The organism is Gilliamella sp. LMG 34361 (assembly GCF_984569075.1).
This window is the reverse complement of sequence record NZ_OZ474903.1, coordinates 2684865-2708275: the sequence shown is the minus strand read 5'-3', so window position 1 is coordinate 2708275 and position 23411 is coordinate 2684865. Positions and strand designations below refer to the sequence as shown.

General features: G+C 33.3%; 20 protein-coding genes. 9 read left to right on the top strand and 11 right to left on the bottom strand.

Translation table 11 applies throughout. The features are described from left to right. The 11 genes from AC5LXI_RS12660 to AC5LXI_RS12610 are packed head-to-tail and all read right to left on the bottom strand — an operon-like array spanning position 1 to position 9337. Positions 1–2310 (bottom strand): MMPL family transporter, encoded by a 2310-nt coding sequence (locus tag AC5LXI_RS12660; protein WP_493442663.1) that lies wholly within the window; start codon positions 2308–2310, stop codon positions 1–3. Continuing rightward, a complete protein-coding gene (locus AC5LXI_RS12655; RefSeq protein WP_493442662.1) occupies positions 2288–2893 on the bottom strand; it encodes an outer membrane lipoprotein carrier protein LolA in 606 nt (201 codons plus the stop codon). Before AC5LXI_RS12655 ends, AC5LXI_RS12660 begins: the two co-directional genes overlap by 23 nt. Next, complete coding sequence (locus tag AC5LXI_RS12650; protein ID WP_493442661.1) at positions 2890–3312, bottom strand: acyl-CoA thioesterase; 423 nt, start codon at positions 3310–3312, stop codon at positions 2890–2892. Before AC5LXI_RS12650 ends, AC5LXI_RS12655 begins: the two co-directional genes overlap by 4 nt. Further along, complete coding sequence (locus AC5LXI_RS12645) at positions 3305–5038, bottom strand: glycosyltransferase family 2 protein (protein WP_493442660.1); 1734 nt, start codon at positions 5036–5038, stop codon at positions 3305–3307. The genes AC5LXI_RS12650 and AC5LXI_RS12645 overlap by 8 nt, the downstream gene beginning before the upstream one ends. Then, positions 5029–5385: an ApeI family dehydratase gene (locus AC5LXI_RS12640; protein WP_493442659.1), complete on the bottom strand. Its 357-nt coding sequence runs from the start codon at positions 5383–5385 to the stop codon at positions 5029–5031. The genes AC5LXI_RS12645 and AC5LXI_RS12640 overlap by 10 nt, the downstream gene beginning before the upstream one ends. Next, a complete protein-coding gene (locus AC5LXI_RS12635) occupies positions 5382–6761 on the bottom strand; it encodes an AMP-binding protein (RefSeq protein WP_493442658.1) in 1380 nt (459 codons plus the stop codon). The genes AC5LXI_RS12640 and AC5LXI_RS12635 overlap by 4 nt, the downstream gene beginning before the upstream one ends. Then, the gene (locus AC5LXI_RS12630; protein ID WP_493442657.1) at positions 6731–7294 is read right to left on the bottom strand and encodes a COG4648 family protein; all 564 of its coding nucleotides are present in this window, start codon (positions 7292–7294) and stop codon (positions 6731–6733) included. Before AC5LXI_RS12630 ends, AC5LXI_RS12635 begins: the two co-directional genes overlap by 31 nt. A gap of 4 nt (positions 7295–7298) precedes the next feature. Further along, positions 7299–7547 carry an acyl carrier protein gene (locus AC5LXI_RS12625; RefSeq protein WP_493442656.1) on the bottom strand — a complete coding sequence of 83 codons (249 nt, stop codon included), beginning with the start codon at positions 7545–7547 and terminating at the stop codon, positions 7299–7301. 16 nt (positions 7548–7563) lie between these two features. Next, positions 7564–7818 (bottom strand): phosphopantetheine-binding protein, encoded by a 255-nt coding sequence (locus AC5LXI_RS12620; RefSeq protein ID WP_493442655.1) that lies wholly within the window; start codon positions 7816–7818, stop codon positions 7564–7566. A gap of 20 nt (positions 7819–7838) precedes the next feature. Next, entirely contained in the window at positions 7839–8621 is a 783-nt protein-coding gene (locus tag AC5LXI_RS12615; RefSeq protein WP_493442654.1) for a lysophospholipid acyltransferase family protein, read from the bottom strand. Next, positions 8618–9337 carry a beta-ketoacyl synthase chain length factor gene (locus AC5LXI_RS12610; protein ID WP_493442653.1) on the bottom strand — a complete coding sequence of 240 codons (720 nt, stop codon included), beginning with the start codon at positions 9335–9337 and terminating at the stop codon, positions 8618–8620. The genes AC5LXI_RS12615 and AC5LXI_RS12610 overlap by 4 nt, the downstream gene beginning before the upstream one ends. Before the next feature lie 137 nt (positions 9338–9474). Between AC5LXI_RS12610 and AC5LXI_RS12605 the strand changes: the two genes are divergently transcribed. The 9 genes from AC5LXI_RS12605 (at position 9475) to AC5LXI_RS12565 (ending at position 23409) form a co-directional block, all read left to right on the top strand. After that, complete coding sequence (locus tag AC5LXI_RS12605; RefSeq protein WP_493444307.1) at positions 9475–10542, top strand: class I SAM-dependent methyltransferase; 1068 nt, start codon at positions 9475–9477, stop codon at positions 10540–10542. A 26-nt stretch (positions 10543–10568) separates the two neighbouring features. Then, complete coding sequence (locus tag AC5LXI_RS12600) at positions 10569–10967, top strand: hypothetical protein (RefSeq protein ID WP_493442652.1); 399 nt, start codon at positions 10569–10571, stop codon at positions 10965–10967. 298 nt (positions 10968–11265) lie between these two features. Then, positions 11266–12966, top strand: coding sequence for an aspartate-alanine antiporter (gene aspT / locus AC5LXI_RS12595; protein WP_493442651.1), 1701 nt, complete (start codon positions 11266–11268; stop codon positions 12964–12966). A 29-nt stretch (positions 12967–12995) separates the two neighbouring features. Then, complete coding sequence (locus tag AC5LXI_RS12590; protein WP_065614542.1) at positions 12996–14597, top strand: bifunctional aspartate transaminase/aspartate 4-decarboxylase; 1602 nt, start codon at positions 12996–12998, stop codon at positions 14595–14597. 464 nt (positions 14598–15061) lie between these two features. Further along, complete coding sequence (locus AC5LXI_RS12585; RefSeq protein ID WP_493442650.1) at positions 15062–16276, top strand: MFS transporter; 1215 nt, start codon at positions 15062–15064, stop codon at positions 16274–16276. A gap of 59 nt (positions 16277–16335) precedes the next feature. Next, the gene (locus AC5LXI_RS12580) at positions 16336–16533 is read left to right on the top strand and encodes an ATP-binding cassette domain-containing protein (RefSeq protein WP_493442649.1); all 198 of its coding nucleotides are present in this window, start codon (positions 16336–16338) and stop codon (positions 16531–16533) included. A 330-nt stretch (positions 16534–16863) separates the two neighbouring features. Beyond that, complete coding sequence (locus tag AC5LXI_RS12575; protein WP_493442648.1) at positions 16864–18219, top strand: SWIM zinc finger family protein; 1356 nt, start codon at positions 16864–16866, stop codon at positions 18217–18219. Beyond that, positions 18209–21523, top strand: a complete 3315-nt coding sequence (locus AC5LXI_RS12570; RefSeq protein WP_493442647.1) for a hypothetical protein — start codon at positions 18209–18211, stop codon at positions 21521–21523. The genes AC5LXI_RS12575 and AC5LXI_RS12570 overlap by 11 nt, the downstream gene beginning before the upstream one ends. 875 nt (positions 21524–22398) lie before the next feature. Then, positions 22399–23409, top strand: a complete 1011-nt coding sequence (locus AC5LXI_RS12565; protein ID WP_493442646.1) for a phage tail protein — start codon at positions 22399–22401, stop codon at positions 23407–23409. Positions 23410–23411: the final 2 nt, after the last annotated feature.

The window sequence follows — 23411 nt, the reverse complement described above, 5'->3', positions numbered from 1 at the left end:
CTATTTTTGTTGATTATTGCTGACTAATGGTGCAAATAAAAATGCAGTAAAAATACCACTAGTTAATACTAACCCAAATCCTTTGATAGCAATAGTATGGCTAATTATTAATAGTCCAAAAGATAATATAGTGGTTAATGCCGCCATTGTAACCGCTAATAATGCGCTTTGAGTTTGGCTTTTATTGTTGCTTAAAAATAGACTATAGTCGATACCAATACCAATAACAAGAATTAGTGCTAACATTGAAAACAAATTAAGAGTTTGATTGATTATGCCATGCATTGCTAATGCAATACCAATGGATAATAAGGTTGGTAATGTGCTTTTAAAGGCTGCTTTAAGACCGTATTTACGATGATAGAAGATAAAGCTCGCACAAATAAGGATTACCGCACCAGCAATGAGTTGGGATAAGTGTATTCGATAATAAGTAAACATCGTATTAAACTCATCTCGGCGATCAAGCCAATAGATACCTTGATCAATTTCAGATAATTTTTTAATTTCACTAATATTTTTAATACCATTTATTGGAATTAAAGTAGCACTTTGTCCCGTTTGTAAAGTCAACCAAAGTAGTTTTCGTCCTTGACTAAATTCACTTTGTTGCCATAGTTGTGCAGTGATAATAGGTTGTTTAAAACTAGGTGGATTTGCCTTAATGCCCATTTGTGATAAGGCGGATAAAATTTCCGGACTGTATTGTTTAACTATTGCAATATTTTGTTGCTGTTTTTGGCGCGAAGGTAAATTTATGCTTTGATATTGTTCAAAGTAACCACTTGACTTTGCTTGTTCTAATTTAGGTAAAAATTGTTCAAGTCGCTGTAAGGTTTGTTCAGCAGTATCACCAAACACAATAAACCATTTTTGGTCAGTTGTTTGATGGGTAATACTGATAATTTTTTGTTCTTGTTGTTGTAATTCTGCTGGTAATGTTTGTAGTTTACCGATATCGTCATCAACTTTTAAATTAATCAATCCGTAACCAATAAATAATGTGGCCATTAAGACCATCATCCATTGTATTTGCTTATGTTTCCATAAATTTAACCAGCAACTCAATAACTGATAACCAACATGTTCACGTACAGGTAGCTTGTTAACTAGTAATGGATACCAACATATTACAGTTAAAAACGCACCGATTAAGCCAAATATTGCAAATATTGATAGCTGTTTCAAACCGGGGAAAGGTGCAATTAATAGAATAATATAAGCAATAAAACTTGTGCATAAGGCTAAAGTTAGCGTTGATATTAGTTTTTTTAAACTTGCATAAGGTGACTCTTGATTGCCATGTAACAGTCGTTCAGTCAAATAGTGAAGTGAATAGTCAACCGTGATACCTATGACACTGGTACTCATTACTAGTGTCATTATGTGAATTTCTCCAAATAGAGTTAAAACAGCAACTAAACCACAAACAATACCTACAAAAATTGATAGTAGCGATAAAATAATCGGTCTTATCGATCGAAATATACTAATTATTAATATTACAATGCCTATAATTGATAGACTGCCTATGGTGGTTATATCATTTTTAGCTTCACTACTTGCATAATCGCTATAAAAAAGCACACCTCGCTTCAATATTTCAACATTTGGCCATTTTTCATGTAATTGTTGGGTAATTTCCTTTAATTGATTGGTAATTTGATGTGATTGAGCCATATTAAATGATGAATCATTTAACTCAGCAAAAATCATGTACCATTGATTACCTTGTTCGTCTTGCGCTGATAACCAATTATTTTGAACGGTTAATCCACCAGAGTTAGCGAGTTGATTTAATTGTGATGAGCGGGTTAATAGTAGTGGATCGTTTTCCAATTCAGTTGCGCTTATACCACTAAAAGGAGAATATAATTGGCTTTGAATCCAGCTTAGTTGGGTGCGACTTTGTAGCCTTTCACTGGTTTTTGAGTCCAGCAATTGGTTACGATATTGAAAAGCAAACTCTCCCCAATTTTTTTGAAATTGTTCGTCAAAATAACCATTTACCTGACCGATAAAAGATTGCTTTTTTAAAGTTTGATACCACCAAAAAACTGGCTCTAATTCGTCATTAGTTGGCTTAATTAACCAAACGAGTTGTTTATCTAATCGGTTTTGAAAACCTTCAATAAGTTCGGTAGGAATATTGCTAGTTTGCTCTTTTGGTAATAAAGATAGAACACTGCTGTTGATTTTACTGTTAATAAAAAGGTAATAAGCAGCGAAAATCACACCGACGACTATTATTAACCATAAGATAGCTCTTCTTCTTAATGTTAATCGATTATCTGAATAACAACTGTTCATCTTGACTTAGTTTTGTTGTTTTATGATTTGTAAAGGTAAGCTCTGTTTTATCATTTTGCATATCATTTATAGTGACTGTTTCTAAATAAGATTTTCCATTAAGAACAATACTTTTAAAAATTTTGTTTAAAGGAGCTAACTTGGGTTGTAGTGTTACTGTCCACTGTTTATTTTGTTCGGCAATTGTTATAGCAAAATTAGTCTCAAGTATCTTTTTATCGGCGGTGAAAATTGCAGTTAAGAGATGGTTAAATTGGAACAGTTGAGGCTGTTTTTCAGCAGTTATCACTTCTGCGGCTTGACCTTCTATACGTTGCTCCATTCGCTGTTGATTCATTTTTAGGGTCATGGCAAAAGGTGTTTTTTGTTGCCACCATAATCCTAATTCCTTGGATATGATCATCTTTCCTGTTGAGTGAATCGGTGATGCTAAACCATTAATATAGCGATCTTGAGTAAAATCAGCTCGAATAACTTGGTTCTTACTAAATAACTGTTGTAAATCATTTAGAGTAATTGCTTTCGATAATGTTGAAAAAGTTAATAGCAGTATGGACGCTAAGATAACTAATTTTTTTTTCATTTGATTATTCCAAAACATTGCAAAAATATGTCAGGCGTGACGAAACTCATTTCCTGATTAGTTGCTGAAACTGCAACTTGAGTAGTGTAGCCTGAAGTTGTTTTTTTGCCGGTTTTTTTATCTTTTATCAGGTAGCTTATTTTAATTCGATGCTCATACTCTTCTAATTTGGCAAAAATTTCTAAAGTTTGTTCAGCTAGAGCTGGTGCGGTATATTTGATTTTGGCATCTACGATAGGCCAAACATAACCCGAATTAACCATTTCCTTATAACCATAGTTGAATTTTCGAAAAAGTGCTTCGCGAGCTTTTTCAAAAAATTTAAGATAGTTGCCATGCCAAACAATGCCCATAGCATCGGTGTCATGGAAAGAAGGGGTATAATCGATGGTGATACAGCAGTGATTAACATTATTCATCTTTTTTACCAAACGTTTCAGGTGGATTATATTGCCAGAAATCAAAAAAATTGAACCAATCAAGTGGTGATTGTAAACAATAATATTCTAGTCGATTGGCGTAATATTGCACGGTTTGTTCTAATTCTGCTTGTCTATTTTTTCTTGATAACTTTAGCTCATCAGTAAAATGCTCTAGATATATTTGGAATCGACCATTGGGTTTTAATCCCCAACAAAAGTAAACTGGGAATTTTAATGCTGAAGACAATACAAATGGCCCTTTAGGAAAAGGTGCCGATTTACCAAGAAAGTTAGCCCAAATAATAGTGTTTTCTGGCACTCTTTGATAAGGATTAATTGAAGTCCTATCAGCAACAATGGCGACCCATTCACCCGCTTCTAGTTTTTGTTGTAGTATTATGGCTGTATCCGCCCCTAATGTTGCAACTTCAATTAGGTTGATAATTGAAGTTGGATTGACTTGTTTTAATACTTGATTAAATCGTACCGCATTACCTTTGTGTACTAAGGCATTAATTGTCACATTATGCGATAATTCAGCTAATGCTCGGCACATTTCTATATCACCTAAATGCGAACAAATTAAGATAATTCCTTTTTTTTCAGAGACTAACTTTAAAAATTCATTTTTATTAGGTGAATAGATGTCATCAAGTTTGATATCACCATGCCAACTGGCAAGTTTATCTAACAGTGATTCACCAAAATGTTGAAAATGTCGGAATGAAGTTAGTTTTTTCTTCTGAATCAATGGTACATTTGAATATTGCTTGAGGATTTTTTCTAAATATGCTTTAGAGGCTTGTCGTTGTTTTTTACCTGTTAACCAGAAATAACTAATTACTGGGAACATGATTATTTGAGCGGCACGTCTGCCTAGCAATCGATATAGCATTAAAATTAATTGGATACCCCATAAACCTCGGCGTTCTTCGGTTTGGGACCAGTGTGTATCTTGATTTTTCTTAAGTCGATTTTGCTTTATTAATGCTCGAATCCTAGGCAACATGCCAAAAAATAGTCGAGTATGCATCCAAGAAATTAATAGATTATCTTTGAATGCTTTAAAGTGAGAAATACCATTAACAGGATAAGTTACCTGTGTCGGTACAAAAATAGAATCGGTACCTTGCCAATATAATCGCACCATTATGTCGGTATCAAAATCCATTTTTTTACCAATTTGATGTTGTTTTATAAGTTCACAGGTCGGTTTTAATGGATAGATACGAAAACCACACATGCTATCTTTAATATTAAAAGATAACGTTTCGAACCATACCCAGAAATGGGTTATATAACGTGCAATAAGTCGATGTTTGGGAACTGAATCATCATAGATAGGACAACCTGATATTAACGCATTCGGATTTAATTGAGATTGTTCAATAAGCTGTTTAACAATTTGGCTATCATGTTGACCATCAGCATCTATCTGAATGGCATAATCAAAACCTTGAGCGGATGCATGACTAAATCCACACATTACAGCTGCACCTTTACCTTCATTTTTAGCTAGCCGAACCAAGTTGACCCATGGATATTGCTTGGTGATGTCAATCAGTTTTTGTGCTTGTTCATTCGAGCTACCATCATCGATTAGAAAACAGGTAAGTTGATAATGCTCAATATTTTGTAAAACACTCGGTAAGGCATCACTATGATTGTAACAAGGAATAATAAAGCAGTAACTTTCAAACAGGGAAGGTACTATTACTGACATAGTGTAAGCCTTCCCGTACTTGCTATTTTGTTATTGCTATGAATAAAACTATAAGTGAATTTTAGTTTTTGATTAACTTCATCCCAAATTAGCGTTAGTTTTAGATTATCATTAGGTAATATTGGTGATTGAAATTTGATAACTTCAATAGATGATATTGATAAGTTAGGATTGAATAACTTTCGGGCATAATCAATAACCCAATTAAGCTGGGTTACCCCTGGCAATAGAGGTTGAGTGGGAAAATGCCCTTTAAACCAAAAAAGATCTGGTAAAATGATGATTTCAATATTAGCTTCTGTTTCGGTTTTAGTAATGTTTATTTCGTTGGCTAACTCTTTTTTCATAACTTTTTTGGTGCATCAAATAATGCTTTTAAATCAGTATAAGTGCATTTACCTTGTGAGTTTTTTGGAAAATTTTCAATAAAACGCCATTTTTTAGGTGTTTCGACTAATGATAATGTATCTTTTAGTAAATGTCGAAAATATTGTGTAAATTTAAAATGATTTAGGCTATCTAACTCTTTTCTATAAGTTGACGCTATTTTGATGATTGCGCCTAATATTGTTCTATTATTATGTTCTAGTGGAATAACAATGGCTTGTTCAACTACTATAAGTTTATTTATTTGGTTCTCAATATAGGTTAGGGATAAACGCTGTTCGGCAATTTTGACAATTTTATCCATGCGACCTTTTAAATAAAATTTAGTGTCATCAATTTTTTGTAATTTGTCATTTAGTGGTTCGGGTTGATTTAATAATGGTGATATTAATAATGGTTGTTGATCTGAATCAAATTTTATTTGTAATGGATAAAATAGTTCCCAAGGCGTGTTAACCGATTGTTGTTGCCTTTTGGCTATAATACCTGTCTCACTTGAACCATAAATTTCATGAGGTAAAACATTGAAATTTTGTAAACAAAACTTAGCGTTTTCAAAACTAAGTTCACCGCCAGAAGAAAATACGCAAGTACAATTAATTGAAGATAAATTATTATCTAAATTTTTAATAATTGATGGCGTTGAAATATAAGTTATTTTTTTAGCTTGGTAAGTTGCTAATTGTTCTTGATAGAGTATTGTTTCACATACAAAAGGTATTTTGCAGCTCAAAGGCAGCATTATCTTAAAAGTTAATCCGTACATATGTTCATGTGAAACAGAGGCAATAAATAGGTCATTTGTTAAAACGGCTAAATTATCTACTAGTATTTCAATTTCTTGTTCAAGTTGAGAAATTGATTTTTTTATTGGTTTGGGTAAGCCTGTTGATCCAGAAGTAAATAATGTAAATAATGTTTGTGCAAATTCCAAATTATTGAACTTTATTGATTTTGAGACTTCCTGTCGATCGATATTACTGATATTGATAATCGGTAAGTTATTTGGCAAATTAGTATTTTTAATATTAATATCGATATCGGTTAAAATAGCTTCATAGGGGAATTCTAGATGATTAGGATTTAGTAAAAGAGGATGTTTCCCTGAATAGAGAAGAGCAAGAAATCCTGCAATAAAATTAAAACTATCATCCATATATAAAACCCAATTTTTTTCAGGATGATTATCTAATTTATTAACAATTATGCTAATTTGTTGTTTTAGATCGCTAACTGTTAAAGCTAGTTGTTTTCTGAAGGCAATAATTTCATTATCAGGTCGTGATAACTGCTCAGATAATAAAACTAATGTTTTACTTTTTGACGAACAATCCATTCCACCCCCATTAATAATCCGATGAGAATATAACTTATTAATCCGTTGTACATGGTCCACCAATACATATCGTTAATAAGACAAGTTGCTAATGCAATCGAACCATTTAAAATAAAAAATAAACACCAACAGATAGTGACTTTTCTGGTATAATTTATAGCGCTTTCTGGTAAATGATCGTCCTTTAATCTAGCGAATTTTTCAATAATATTTTGTGGTTGATATAATGAATATCCAAAAAATATTAAGAATAGAAGATTAGTTGCTACTGGGTAATAGAGCAAAAATTGAAATTTATTAAATATCCAACTGATTAACGCCAATAACAAACCTAAACAAGTTGTTACTTTGGTTAACCAACCTATATTTGATATTAAATTAGGTAAGGTAATTAGCCGAAGTACTAATAATGCAGCAATAGCTAAAACGGCGAAATTAATAACTTGATATTTTAAAGATAAGTAGATAACTAATGGATAGCAAAACAGGATTAAACCTGTTATTGCTTTTATTATTAACCTAACTTTATTCATTATACTATTTAGTATTTAGCAAATTGTATACAGCGTCAACAACGTCTTGAACCGTTCTTACTGCTTTAAAAGTTTCAGGATCAACTTTCTTGCCAATCTTTTTTTGTAAATGCACGACTAAATCTACAGCATCAATACTATCCAAGTCTAATTCCTCAAAAAGTTTAGAATCTGGTTTAATCTGATCGGCAGATAATTCAAAAAGTTGCACTAGTGCTGATTGTACTTGTTGAAAAATTTGTTGCTTATCCATTAAAAATCTTCCTTAATTACTGTTGAGAACTAATAAAATCAGCTAGCGTTTTGACTGAGTAAAATGCTTTTTTAGTTTCTTCGCTTTCTGATGATAAAACAATACCATATTGATTTTTGATAGCAAGACCTAGTTCTAATGCATCTATTGAATCTAAACCTAAACCATCACCAAATAATGGTGCTTGAGTATCAATATCTTCAGGTGTGATCTCTTCTAAATTAAGAACTTCGATTATTAATGCTTTTAAATCGTGATGTAGTTTTTCCATTTAATTTCCCTTTTTGTCTCTTACTCTTTTGGGGATTCTAGCGTTAACAACGTTGTCAGATGCCTTGTAAGCCTTCTTGCTGCAATAGTTGTATTTTCGTCTAGAAAGTCACCGATTATAATTTTTTCGCCAACTGTTATATTGAATCTCGCTTTTTTTTCAGGGATGTCATACCATTTTTGTTGTTTTATCAACCATGGTGGATTACATTCAATATGTATGATTCGTATATTAGCATGGCACCTTAATGCTATGTTAGCTGCGCCTCTTTGCAACGTAATAGGGTGATTAGGTATACTCCTAGTCCCTTCAGGAAATATCAAAATTCTACCTTTATTTGATAGGATTTCATTACATTGTGTTAATATTCGGCTTGATTCACCGTTAAGTATATAGCCAGCTGTTTTTATAATGCGACTGATAAAAATATTATTAAGTAATGCACCTTTAACTAAACAATCACATCGCCCCATGACGGATGCTAGAAGGACAACATCTAACAAGGAAGGGTGGTTGGCAACGATCAAACATCCTTCATCCTGTTTTAATTTTTCAATACCATTAAATTGATAGTTGAAAATACCTAATGATTTTATTATCCATAAAAACACTTTAAAGTTAACACTGATACTATACTGAGCAATAAGGGTTCTTTTTTGTTTATTCCAAACAAATAATCTTAATAAACTAAACCATATTAAAGATAAAACGAATAATCCATAAAGGCCAAATATAATAAATCCCAAGGCGGTCGCAAATAATCGCCACCACTGGTTTATGGTGTAGAATTTTCGCTTATTCATATATTTATTGTCCATTGCCAGTCTTGTGATAATCCTTGTATGATAAAATTCTGTTTTTTATTTAGATAAGCTTGTAAAAATATCAGTGATTGTGGGTAGTTAATTGGATTTTGTTCAGAGATTTTATCAACACTTTGGCAAGTAAACTGATCGCCATTAGTTAAGATATAACCTACTGCATAATACGGAACTAATTGATTAATATGAGTTAGATAAGGCTTAGGAACAATTCCATCAAAATCAATTAATAGTACTTTTTTATCTTTTTGTTGCAATATTGGTAGTGCTTCAATCAAACTTTGTTGAAAACCATCATTATTCGCACTAAGCGATGTGATGGGGATCGATTGTTTAGCATTAATGGTGAATAGTCCCGATGCAGTATTATGTACAGATAGTGCAAAATCAGTAGGTGAAATGTCATTAGCTTGATTAAGTGAGGTAAGAATTTTATATGTTCTTTCTAATTCACCATGTTGGCTTGAAAAAATTGCCAAATCCAATTCGTTATTTTCAATAAGCTCTAAACCAACTTCAACAGCGAGACGTGAAGGAATACTCATTCTTCTTGCTTGCATCATAGGCAATTTATTGAGTTTGGGTAATGGTAAATCCCAATTATGACTTTCCTGTTTAGACCACAATTCCCAGTCAGATTTAGAAGATAAACCAGCAGATAAAGCAAACCAATTTTCGATTGAAAAAGAAAATCTCATATTAATGTTTTTTAATTAATTCTTTACTTAGTAACTTTTTGTAATATTATTGATTCGATAATTACTTAAAATTTTCGATTTATTTATACAATACAGTAAAACCATAAAAAGGCAATACATTGACAGGACAAGAAAACATCAAGTATGGATTTAATAAGGAAATTTATACAGCCTTAGAGGCGATCACAGAAGCTCAAAAAATTGCTTTTGCTCCTATTTTATTTCAAGCCATTATTTGTCTAAAAAACAAAGGAATTTTGTTTTATATAGATCAGTCTGGTAAAACAGGTATTGATTTAGAAGAGTTAACTAAAAAAGTGTCTTTATCATCTTATGCAATTGAACTTTTGTTGGATGTTGCACTTAGTCTGCGTGTCATTTATCAGCAAGACTCCAATTATATTTTAGGTAAAGTTGGACATTTTTTATTACATGATAAAATGACCGAAGTTAACTTAAATTTTTCCCAAGATATTTGCTACCAAAGTATGTTTTTTCTGCAAGAAGCACTTGAAAAAGGCGAACCAAGCGGTCTTAAAGTTTTTGGTGATGGAAACACGATTTACCCTATGTTGCAGTCGTTGCCCGAACAAGCGAAAAAAAGTTGGTTTGATTTTGATCACTTTTATTCCGATCACTCTTTTCCTGTTGCTTTATCTCATATTATGGAATTAAAACCCAAGCATATTTATGATATTGGCGGTAATACTGGCAAATGGGCGATTTATTCAGCTAAACATTTGCCTGAAACTCAAGTAACAATTTTAGATTTGCCTGAGCAAATAGCAGTTGCTAAAGAAAATGTTAAACAAGCAAACCTTGAAAATCGTATCGATGGTATTGCTGTAAACTTACTAGAAACAGATATTTTACCCAATCATGCTGATTTATGGTGGATGAGCCAGTTTTTAGATTGCTTTAGTACAGAGCAAATTGTACATATTTTAAAATTGATAAACCGTAGTATGCATGATGATGCATATGTTTGTATTATGGATCTTTTTTGGGATCGCCAAAATTTTGCAGCAGGCGCTTTAAGTTTAAATGCTTCCTCCCTCTATTTTTCTTGTTTAGCAAATGGTAATAGTCGCTTTTATCACTCTAAAGTATTTTATCAATGCCTAAATGAAGCTGGATTCCATGTTGAGACAGATATTGATGGACTTGGATTTGGTCACACTTTACTAATATGTAAAAAACGTTAATTAAAATCATCTTTAAGGAGTAAACAATGAGATTTTTTAAATATATTGCAGCATTTTTTTTAGTTTCACTATTATTTGGTTGTGCAGGTAAATATCAAACGCCAAAAAATATTACTACCCCAGTTAATGGTTTGACTAAAGCACAGGTTAAGCAAGCTATTTTGGATTGTGAAACAAAAAGCAAAGCATCATTTGGTTCTTGGAAAATGGAAGTATTAAATAGTAATACTATTAGGGGGCATTTATTCAACCGTAAATTTGAAGTTATAGTTGATATCCCTTATTCTGCGACAAGTTATTCAATTAATTATGTGTCTGTTAGTCCAAACTTACAAGGCAGCAGTGGAAAAGTTCACCGTAATTACAATCGTTGGGTAAATAATCTTGATGTTAAAATTAGAGAAAGTCTATTCAGAGCTAACTAAGAATTTTATCTAAAATGAATCCTATTTTCTAATGAAAAACCGGTAGGCCCAACATTGGTTTGGGCTTATTCTCATTCATAATAGTTGGATGCGCCAATATTACCTTCCTTTACTTTCTATAAAACATTTTATTATTTACTGACAATAATATTAATCGTTAAAATTAACTATCTATTCTTGGTATTGAAGTTTAAAATATATCCATATTCATAAATTAGTATGAATATTATTCAAGTTCCAATCTTTTCTTTTCTATCTTTTTCTATTTCATAAATCTTAGCACTTGAGGACAATTATTATGTTTCAATGGCTTTCAAATTGGATTTTAGATGGACTTAAGCATTCACCCGAAATACTTTTATTTCTCTCTTTAAGCTTAGGGTATTTGATTGGTGGAATTCGAATCGGTAAATTCCAATTAGGTGGGGTTGCGGGTTCATTATTGGTGGCAGTTGCATTAAGTGTATTTGGTGTCACTGTCGATGCTGGTGTTAAAGCTGTGCTTTTCGCTCTATTTATTTATGCAGTCGGGTTCGAAAGTGGACCACAATTCTTCCGTTCATTAGGAGTTAAAACTCTACGTGAAATCTTTTTAGCGCTATTTATTGCTGTTGCTGGTTTTGTAACGGTAGTAGTTTTAGCCAAATTATTCAATTTAGATAAAGGTCTTGCTGCTGGTTTAGCTGCAGGAGGATTAACACAATCTGCCATTATGGGTACGGCATCAGATGCGTTAACTCAGCTAGGTTTAAGCCCAGAAGAGTTAAGCCGATTACAAGGTAATGTGACCATTGGTTATGCAGTGACTTATATCTTCGGTTCACTCGGTGCGATTATTGTCTGTGTTAACATTTTGCCGAAAATTATGGGGCGAGAAATTAACGACGATGCAATTAAGGCCGAAGCAGAACAATTACATGGTTCACTTTTATTAGGTAGTGGTCAAAACTTTGCTTTATCTGATGTAACTGGTCGTTTATATCGTATTACTAATAAGGTTAATCAAACCGTTGAAAGTTTAGAAAAGGTGATTAATGGTATTAGTATTGAGCGAATCAAACGTGGCAATCGTATTATTGAAGCTGCACCTGAAACCTTATTAAAAGCCAAAGATATTATTTTGGTTGTTGGTCATCGGGATGCCATGATTGCTGCAGCTGATTTATTGGGTGAAGAAGTGAATTCAGCACAGGGTATGGATGTGGTGATGAATACCCAAGATGTTGAAATGCGTAATACTCGATATGTCGGTCAAAATTTAACGCAAGTGCTTTCATCTGACGAAGTGATGAAGTTAAAACATGGTATTTATTTAATTGCTGTTCATCGTGATGGGCAACCATTGCCATTAAATAATGATATGGTATTTAAGTTAGGTGATGTTATTACCATTTATGGTACCGATGGTGATTTAAGGCGTGTGGTTGACAGAATTGGTGCTCCGATTACCAAAAGTGAAAAAACTGACTGGATATTCCATGGTTTAGGTCTGGTAGTTGGACTTATTATTGGTCTTATTGTGATCCGAGTCAGTGATATTCCAATCACTTTAGGTGCAGGTGGTGGTGCATTATTATCAGGTTTATTGTTTGGTTGGTATCGCTCTTTACATCAAACTGTTGGAAATATTCCAACTGGAGCAGTGCAATTACTTAAAGACTTTGGTCTAGCTGGCTTCGTAGCCGTGGTTGGGTTAAGCTCAGGTTTACAAGCCATTAATACTATTAAAGATCAAGGTCTTTCATTATTCTTAATCGGTGTTGTGGTGACTTTATTGCCGATGTTACTTGGCATTTATTTTGGTAAGTATGTGCTAGGTTATAAAAATTCGGCTGTATTTGCCGGGGCTTTAGCTGGCTCTCGCAGTGCGAATCCAGCTTTTGGTGAAGTACTAAATAAAGCCGGTAACTCAACGCCTACCAACTCTTTTGCAATTACCTATGCTTTAGCTAATGTTTTCCTTACCTTGTTAGGACCATTAGTTGTTGCTTTTGTTTAATTGACATCTCAAATTAAGGATACATGGTTATGAAAAGTAATAATGAATATGCGAAATACGCGAATTTAAGTCCTTTTGAATTGAAAGATAATTTAATTAAACTAGCACAAAGCCATACTGATCGTGTGATGTTAAATGCGGGGCGTGGTAATCCCAACTTTTTGGCAACTTGGCCACGACAAGCGTTTTTTCAACTAGGTGTGTTTGCGTTACAAGAATCTGAAATGTCTTTTTCATATATGAATGAAGGTGTCGGAGGCATGCCAATTAAAGTTGGTTTAACTGGGCGTTTTGAACATTTTGTTCGTCAAAATTATCAAACACCTGGTGTGTCTTTTTTAGGTAAAGCATTTTCTTATATTCGCGATCAGCTAGGCCTAGATGAAAATGCATTTTTACAAGAGATGGTGGAGGGTATTTTAGGCTGTAATTACCCTGTACCAGACAGAATGCTACGTTTTAGTGAAGAGGTAGTTAAAGCATATGTCCTCACTCAAATGGGAGCACAATATCTAAGACGTGATGATCTGGATCTTTTTGCCGTTGAAGGCGGTACAGCGGCAATGGCCTATATTTTCAATTCGATGAAAGAAAATAACTTAATCCAAAAAGGTGACAAAATTGCCATTGGCGCACCTATTTTTACACCCTATTTAGAAATTCCAGAGCTTAATGATTATCAATTAGTAGAGGTTTTAGTTAACTCTGATCCTGATGCGAACTGGCAATATCCTGAAGCGGAATTACGCAAATTAGAAGATCCGACTATTAAAGCTTTCTACTTAGTTAACCCATCTAATCCCCCATCAGTAAAAATTGATGATAAAAGTTTGCAGATCATTGCTGATATTGTGAAAAAACGTCCTGATTTAATTATTTTAACTGATGATGTTTATGGCACATTTGCCGATAATTTCCAATCTTTGTTTGCTATTTGTCCAAAAAATACCATTTTAGTTTATTCATTTTCTAAATACTTTGGCGCAACTGGTTGGCGTTTAGGGGTGATTGCCACAGCACGTGATAATATATTCGATAAAAAAATTAAGGCATTACCAAGCAAAACGAGACAAATTTTAGATAAACGCTATAGTTCTATTGTAACTGATCCTGAAAATCTAAAATTTATTGACCGTTTAGTGGCCGACAGTCGTGCAGTGGCGTTAAATCATACTGCTGGGCTTTCAACTCCACAACAAGTACAAATGGTGTTATTTGCTTTGTGTGAGATGATGGATACCGATCAAAGTTATAAAGCAGCATTAAAATCATTGATCCGTCGTCGAGCGGCTTCGTTATATCAACATTTAGGGCTTGCGCATCATACTGATGAAAATAGTGTCGATTACTATACCTTAATTGACCTAGAACATATTTGTCGTGAGCTTTATGATGACAAATTTGCTAAATGGATCTTAAAAAATAAAAATCCATCTGAGATGTTATTTAGAATTGCCGATGAAGCAGGGGTTGTTTTATTACCTGGTAAAGGATTTGCTGTACAGCATCCTTCGGCTCGAGCTTCATTAGCCAACTTAAATGAATACCAATATGCAGCGATTGGTTTATCAATGCGAAAACTTGCTCAAGAGTATTATGCTGAGTATCAAGGAAAAGCGAAGAAAAAATAGTTAATCACTTAGATTAATTCATCTGTCTACATATCAAACCCTAGTTTAACTAGGGTGTTTTATTTTATATATCATTCAACTTGATTATAAATTTTAGTTATTCCTTCTGAATAAAATCAAGTTAATTTAATAATATTGATTTTTTTTAAACAGTAATTTGACAGCTTATTTCCCAATCTATATGATCGCAAATGAAAATCATTATCAATTTTGATGTGTTCGGATGTAGAAATAACTGCAAAATTTAGTTTATTTAGCTTGTGCTTTATGTCCTCATCTTCTCGATATAGCACTTATCAACAACCACGACAAGTAGGTATTTCTGGACAAATAAATTATTGATAAATCAGTTAAATATTATATGTACGAAAGGTTTAAGTTTGTTTTATTTTTTACTATTAAAGAATGGTATTAATGAAAATATTATGACCACAAAATAGGTACTGCAAAAGGATAATTAGTAAATGAATGACAATGCAACAATTAAATTACCTAAAAATGTATGGTTATTATTTGTAAGTCTTTATATTACAGAATATGTTGGTATTGGCTTTTTGACTATCGCCTTAGCTTTAATTTTAAGAAAAGATGGCATGGAGTTAGACCAATTAAGTCTTATTCCTTTAATGATGTTACCAATCGGGTTAAAAATTCTATGGGCACCGGTTATTGATAAATATTTAAAACGGCGAATGTCTCATTATCGTAATTGGTTATTTATCTCTTTAACGCTAATGTTAGTATGTTTAATATTTATAGCTTTGTTAGATCCTATACAACAGTTTTATATCATTTTACCCATCATTTTTATTTTTTCGACCATGACTGCAACTCAAGAATTAGCCATATCAGGATTAGCCTGTAATATTTTTTTAGCTCAGCAACGTTATCTAATTTCAAGTATCAAAACCAGTGGTTCTATGATAGGTAATATTTTAGGTGGCGGAGTAATTTTACTACTTTATGCCTATATTGGTTGGATGGGTTGTTTATTATTAATTGCTATTTTAATTGGATTTACATTAATTCAACTTTTCTTTTTTGCAGAGTACCGTTACTGTCAAAATAAACCAATATATGAAAATATGGATCCTAAATATTGGAAAGATCTGATTATCATCTGGAAAGGTAGAATTAATTGGTTAATTATTTTGATACTTATGCCGTTTAGTTTCCTACCGGCTTATAATCTATTATCACCAATACTTGTCGATGATGGTTGGGCATTATCAGATATTGCTATTTTATTAAAAGTATTTGGATCCATTGTTAGCTTAGTGGCGGTTATATTAGTTGCAAAAATCCTCAAGCGATTATCTAGGAAACAAAGTTTAACCTATTCATTACTTTTTCAGGCGTTTGCTTTACTTGCATTCATTCCGATCTCGTTAGGTTATGTTAATATTTTTAATGTCTATTTAGCCTGTTTTCTTTACTTCTTTAGTTTACCTTTAATGTCTATTGCGATTACAGCTATCATAATGGACAACTCAGATAGTTCACAGGCACGTTCTACTGCCTGTAATGCTCAATCGGCACCAAGTTTTATATGTGGATTTATCGTGATATCACTGAGTTATTATCTTGCACAAAAATTTGGTTATTTCCCCGTCGTAATCGGCTCAATAGTACTCGCATTTTTAAATGCATTCTATGCAAACCGAACAATGGGAAAATAGGATCAGAATAGGTAGATAGGATAACTTTAAAGTGTAATTGGATGGATAATTAAATTAGTATGCTTATTGCTCAAGATATTGAATACCAAATTCAAGATATCCTTGTTGTTAATCATGTAACGACTCAATTTGAACGAGGGTTTGTCTATGGTGGTCATAACGGCTCTGGCAAATCGATATTTATTAAATTATTAGCAGAGCAAATTGCCGCGACATCTGGTGTTATCACATTAGATGAAAAAATAGATTTTAGTTAATTAAATAATTATTCAATTTTTTAATTATATTGCTATTTTAATAACTCAACCAAATAATAGATTATTTATTGCATTTCAATTTGGTTATTGTACAAATATTTGGCGCTCAATATTGCCAACAAAATGGACAGATAAGCGTTAAAAATAGATATTTTTCATAAAAAACCTAATATAAATAATCTTCTGATAAATAAATGCTAAAAGCAATGTTTCCCTTTAAAAAAACTCACTTTTTTGGTGGTTTTTGATAAACTAATCATCAATAAACTATATAATCGTAACAGATATCATATGTAGCATTTGTTTTAATTTTTTTATTTAGGAAAAACCGTGCGGGCTTTTTTTCAGCAATCAAATTTTACTGATGGAGCACTAGCTTTAGCGCTTTCGCCTGCTTTGACGCCAACAGGTATTGTTCATCATCCGGTATTTTTTTCTGGTTTTTCTCTTTACCCTCAAATTATTGCAAGAGGCTTGCTTGTATTAGCAGACATTACTTCTACGAACTATTTCCAGTATAAGCCTGAGTTTCAAAAAGATCCGGTACTTTCAGCGCAAGGTGATCGTGTAAGAGCAGAGTGTTTTTCTGCCTGTAATGGGGTATATGCACGTTTAGATTTATTAAGAGAAGGCCTTGATGGAGAGATTTATCGAGGTACGACTAATGTTGATATTGGTATTGGTTTAAGACAAGCGCTTGCTAAGGTTAATAGTAAAGACAGACTTCATTTAAATATAGGTGATCAAGGGTTAGCAACACGGCATATAGAGGATAAAGGCAATCATCTCAATAGGTTAGATAAAATCATTTTACAACGGCCTGTTCAAATGCCTAATCGGTGGATAAGAGCTTTAGGCAATATCGCTGAAATTCATAAAAACATGAAGCCAGTTTTTACAATAAAAGGACTTCAAGCACAAATGTTTGTGAGTACTCTACCTAATGTAACGAGTAAAAATCAATCTGGTTGGCTTGTATTATCGCGTTCAGGTATTAAATTAATGTCTAGAAGCGATACGCATAGTGTTTATATATCTGGCTTGCATCGTCTCAATGCACTTAAGCGCCTAATAACGAATATTAAAAGTTTAACCTTTTACTGTTTGCAAAATAACGAGCAGGGGCCATGCATGATTGAAGTAAGCCTTTTGGGTGCTCGTTTAACACTTAGCTTAACAGCTGAAGCATGGCAAGGATATTCTGGTGAAGGAGCATTGTTAACCTCTTTAGTTTCATCAGTAGAACAAGAAGATTCAAAAATAGTGAATGATCTTTTACAGTTTGATGCGCTTATTAATAAAGAACAATTGTCAAATATTTCAGCATTAGAGGATTATCGCATTGAGCGCGCACTTGCTTATCTTGCCGTTTCTGGGAAACTTGGGTTTGATGCATACGAAGGTTCTTATTTTCATCGCGAATTACCAGAAGATCCGAACCGAATTTTAAAAGATAATCCACGTCTTATTGGTGCGCATAAATTAGTTGATCGGATCGAAAAAATTGATGAGATGACATGGATAGTCAATTCTACAGATGATAGTTATCGTGTGTCTATTCCTATAAATCAACTGAATTGCAATCCACAATGTACATGTACTTGGTATCTTAAAAATCAACAGAAAAAAGGCCCTTGTAAGCATGTTTTAGCTGTACAAATCAAGGAAGGTATTTATGAACTCTAAGCTTGAAGAAGCCGTTGCTATTTTTAACTCTTTGGGATGGGAAAAAGTAACTATAGATACCATATTACAGCAACCACTAGGCACAAAAGAACAACAAAAAATAGCGCTGAATGGTCTAAAAAATGGAGACTGGGAGCGTCTTATTAAAAGAGAGGCAAACAGCGATTACAGCAATGAAGGATATATTGAATGCAATCTCAAACATATCACATTGTATGCTATTAGGATTGGCGTTTCTATCACCCGTGCTCTAGAGTTTGCTTATTTTGCTGATAGGCCCTTATTACTGCCTATTATTAAGGATAAAGGTGAAAAATATGCGACTAACTTTATCAGCAAAGCTTGCGTATCCAGAAGAAGAGTATTTGAACACTCTTCAAGTGTATTTGGTGATATTGCCGTTCAACTTGTTGATCAGTTAAATTTAGCTATTCCTGAAAGCTACGAATATATGAAAGATTGGGCTGTTTATGCTGCTTTGTCTATGGGATTACCTGCTGAAGACTATTCTAGAGCAGTATCGACTCAAGAGTTACCAACACAAGAACAAATAAAACGCAGATTTTCTGAGCATATTAAAATAGGGATTGCCGTCAATGTACCTGCAACTGGACCATTCTTTTCTGTATTTATCGAAGGTGTTAAACAAGGTTGGCTCTCAAAACAAGACGCCATAGAGTTTATCTTTTTTGCGTTAGATATTGCCATTCGACATGGGGATAGAAAGGTTTGGGTTAGTGCAATAGAGGAGTTAGGGATAAGTACTACAACGTTATGTGAAAGAACAGCTGTTTTGATTCCTTTACTTGCCAAAGGTGAATCAGATGTAATTGCAAAAATTGCGCCTATATTGATTGAGAATGTTGATGATGAACTTTTAAATGAGGTAATGATAGCTTCATTCTCAGCAAAGGTTAAATCAACAAAACAGTTAGTTTTAAAAACAGCAATGACAAGAAAAGCCCCTAGTGATGTAGCGCAACTCACACCATGGCTGGCAATATGGTGTGACGATAAAGATAAATCTATTGCAAAGCTAACTAGTCAATTGGCTAACCATTGGCAACTCAATTATGCACAAAATGAAGAAAGTCATACACAGGACATTAAACATCTTTGGCAAAAAACACCATCTTTGTGGACATGTCCTCAATTTGATTCGGGAGAAGTTACACCTCAAGCACTAACAGAGCTTGCCAGTGAACTGGTTAGTCGAAGAGAGTTTGTTTGTGATACTGTTGCTGAAAGATTTTTAGCTGTTGCAAATAAGATCGCTTATACCGATCCTCAATCGGCTAGAACAAGTTTGGCGGGGGTGAAACCAACATCTGTTGATGTACTACTTAATTTGATTGCTTGTTGGGTGAAAGGAATCGAACCTGAAGGCTATTGGGGAGCAGATCAGAAAGATATGATACATGAAGTATTGCATGCTCGTAATTATGTAGTGTGCAAAAATTTAGATCAATTGCCTTGTATTTTATCAACTCCCAGTAAGAATGACCTTTCAATTACAGTAGATGATCTTTGTAAACGACTAGAAAAATACCAGAAAAATAATATTGATGCACTTGAAGCGGATATATTTTTAGCTTTAACTCGTTTGGATACCAAAACACAAAGTAGTAAAAATTTAAACTTATTAAAAACGTTAAATGTTGATGTCATTTTACAATCAGGTAAAAAAATGCCTGTTAACGCTGGTAACATAGTTTTAGCTTATCTTGATTGCCCTGTAAAAGAAGTTTTATTAGATTATAATGAGGAATATTTTTGGGATATAAAAATTCCAACCACTTCATCATTGCAATATTTCCCTAAACGATTTGGTTCTTTACACGATTTGACTAATGCGTTTTCGGTGTTTCCGCTGTGGGGGGATGCCGCTATGCGTATGAGTGTTTCTTGTTTCAATGAAACGGAACATGTCAAGGGACTCATTTTTAGGCAAATTGCTAGGAGGCAAATACCGTTAACTGCTGGCGCGGCAATGAATTTTCTTGCAGCACAGCGTTCAGCATCATCTCGTGCTATAGCTGATATAGCCTTAGCAGTGAATGAGGCATGGGAAAGAGGCTTACTTATCCCAGGAATTGCTGATGTTTTCTTGCTAGATTGGGCAAATAGAACCCCTTCTAAATTAATGAGCTTAGTTGCAACACTGTCAAATATTGCTCAGCAAGGGCTTTTATCCGTTGTATGGCCAATTTTAGATGAATTAATTTTAGCATCTGTACATGCACCGAGATTACTAGTGGGAACTGATGAAATTGTAAATGCTATGGCAGAATTTTTACCCGAAGTTCAGTTTGCAGTTACCAATGGACTTGCGTCGCCAAACCAACTGGATCTTTTAGGTTTGAGAGCTTTAGCTGAAAAAACAGGTAGTTCACGGGCAATCAGTGTAGCAAAATATATTATTACCCAATTACCAGACATTAAGTCTGTTAAATCAAAAAAATCTAATGAAGTTAATATAACTGATTTTGATAAAATTTGGCCTAAAAAAGAAAAAAATATTCCAGTACTTGATGATGGCGCTATTATCTCAATTGATTTATTTGAGCAAAGCAAATCTAATTCCGCTTTCATTTTTACATTGAAACTACCAGATATTAATGACCGTGTTTTTCATATAGTAAAAACAAATTGGTTTTTTGATTTAGAAATAGAAGGGCAATGTCAAGCATATCCCGCCCCCATAGAACACCCTAAATTTACAACAGATAGCCAAGAAAGTGTTTATTTGCATTGGGATAATGATAAAAAGGCCTTACTGGTTAGCAAATATCGGAATTGGCTAAGCAATCAAGATGAACCATTGTCTAGTACAGAAATACCCGCATTATCAAATACTTTATTGATGGTTGTTATTGGACTTCTCGCTCAAAATGGCGAGGGTGCCTATTTTGCTGAAAATTATATTTTAACAAGTCACATTGATGAAGAAACTGTTCGTAGAGCAATTTTACTATTTTTAAAAAATCCCATTGTAAGTCCTGTAAAACTTATTAGGTCATTAGAAAAAGAAATTAAATTTTTACCATTACTTTGGCCTATTTTAATTGAATGTGTTCGTTTTGTTGGTAATCTAATTAGTCGAGGGGAAAAAATACCAGTCTGGACAAATCGTATTTTAGATATATCGTTACAGTATGCCGCTTATTTGAAAGAAGCTGCATTGCGTGGTTACATCAAAGATGCTAAATGGGAAGGTCTGCACGAGATAGCTTCATCAAAATTAAAGTCAACAACGGTTGCGAAAGCAAAACAGTTGCAAGAAGCTTTGAATATTAACCTTTAATCAAAGATTGTTACAGCACTATTAACTCTATATTTATTTAGTTATTTATAGTGCATTATCAATCTTAATGCCTAAGTAGAATGTTATACTTTTGTAGTAGTATGTCTATTTAGGTAATTGTTTTTTATTTAGAATGAGCCTTAAGCATAGCTAACCCTTTATCCATAGTCACCCAAACGAGAGTGCTTTATTAATCCTCAAATATTAATTTGATGGTATACACTCCTCAATTATTTTTACAAGCAAATGGTGACGTTATAGTTGACACATATACTTAACAAAAAACTCATTCGTCTTTTCAATAAGAACAAACAGGGGAACTAATGCCTTGGAATGCGAAAACGGCAAGTTAACTCTGGTTAATTCTTAACTTATCTTACTTTTATACTATTAGATGATTAATTAACTCTAAGATGTCAGCTATTAAAAGTAGGTAATGATAAAATATCAATACTACAAGATGTAATTGATCTCCTCATATTACTAAATGTTTATGAAGAAAAACTAAAATATTGAAAAAATATCGAGTATTTATTAATCATGTTGATGTACAACCAGCACTAAATATTTAATATTCAAACCAACCAAAATAGAGTTAACTAATAAACAAAAAATTTACTAATTTCTTGGAAGTGTTTTCATATCTTATATTCCTAGCAAGTAGTTTCCTTAGCGGTTTGTAATAATTTGGGTTACAAATCTATTCATTAACTCACTCTTTTTAATTGTGTCATTATCTTTAGCAAGCCATTTTATGGAATGCAAATTCAATGCATTTTGATAATTTATTCATAAATTGGATATTTAAAACAAACACAATCAGCTCATTCGATCGCTTTATTGGCGATTCGATTTTTTATTTATAGGATGAAAATATGAGTCAAAAATTTTATACATTAATTACCCAACAAGGGGCGGCATTACTAGCAAATGCGGCTGCTTTAAGTACTCCGCTCAAATTAACTAAGATGGCCGTTGGGGATGGAAATGGTAGTGCGACTACACCAAATGCCACTCAAACCAACCTTATTCATGAAGTCTATAAAGCACCACTTAATTCATTAACAACTGATGAAAAAAATCCCAATCAAATTATTGCTGAATTAGTTATTCCTGAAACACAAGGTGGTTGGTTTATTCATGAAATAGGTTTATATGATGAGAATAATACTTTAGTCGCTGTTGGTAATTGCCCGGCAACTTATAAACCACAACTATCCGAAGGCAGTGGCCGAACGCAGGTTATCAGAATGATTATTATTGTTGATAATGTTGATTCTGTAGCGTTAAAAATAGATCCATCTGTGGTACTCGCTACTCGTAAATATGTCGATGATTTATTATCAACCACGATGCAAAATCACAAGGCGAATACTCAGCAAGAACTACAAAAAGAGTTAAACAAACTGGTTCCGAAAATAACTCAAATTAATGGTTATGAGTTGAAATCAAATGTTACTTTAACCGCTAATGATATTAACGCTCTGCCGGCGATAAAAAAAATGCAGAATGGTGCACCTACTTATGAGGTAGGTGATCAAACAACGTTTAAAAAACGGCCTATGATTAACGATAGTAATGTAATCAGTCTTGACTTGTTTGCGAATGCATTTGAAGGCTCTGGTTATCAAAGATTTCCCTCAGGACTAATAATTCAGTGGGGACTGGTTTCATACCTTTCAATAAAAGATGTAGAAGGGTGTGTATGCCCATTTTATACTGCATTCCCTAATCGCTGTTTATCTATTGTGTCCAATGACGGTTATGCTGGTGTCAATTCGACAGCAACCAATCCAATATCTAATACACATTTCAGATGTTGGGGAAAAAATCCAATAGGACAATTTGCGGATACGGGGTTATTTTACATAGCAATAGGATTTTAAAT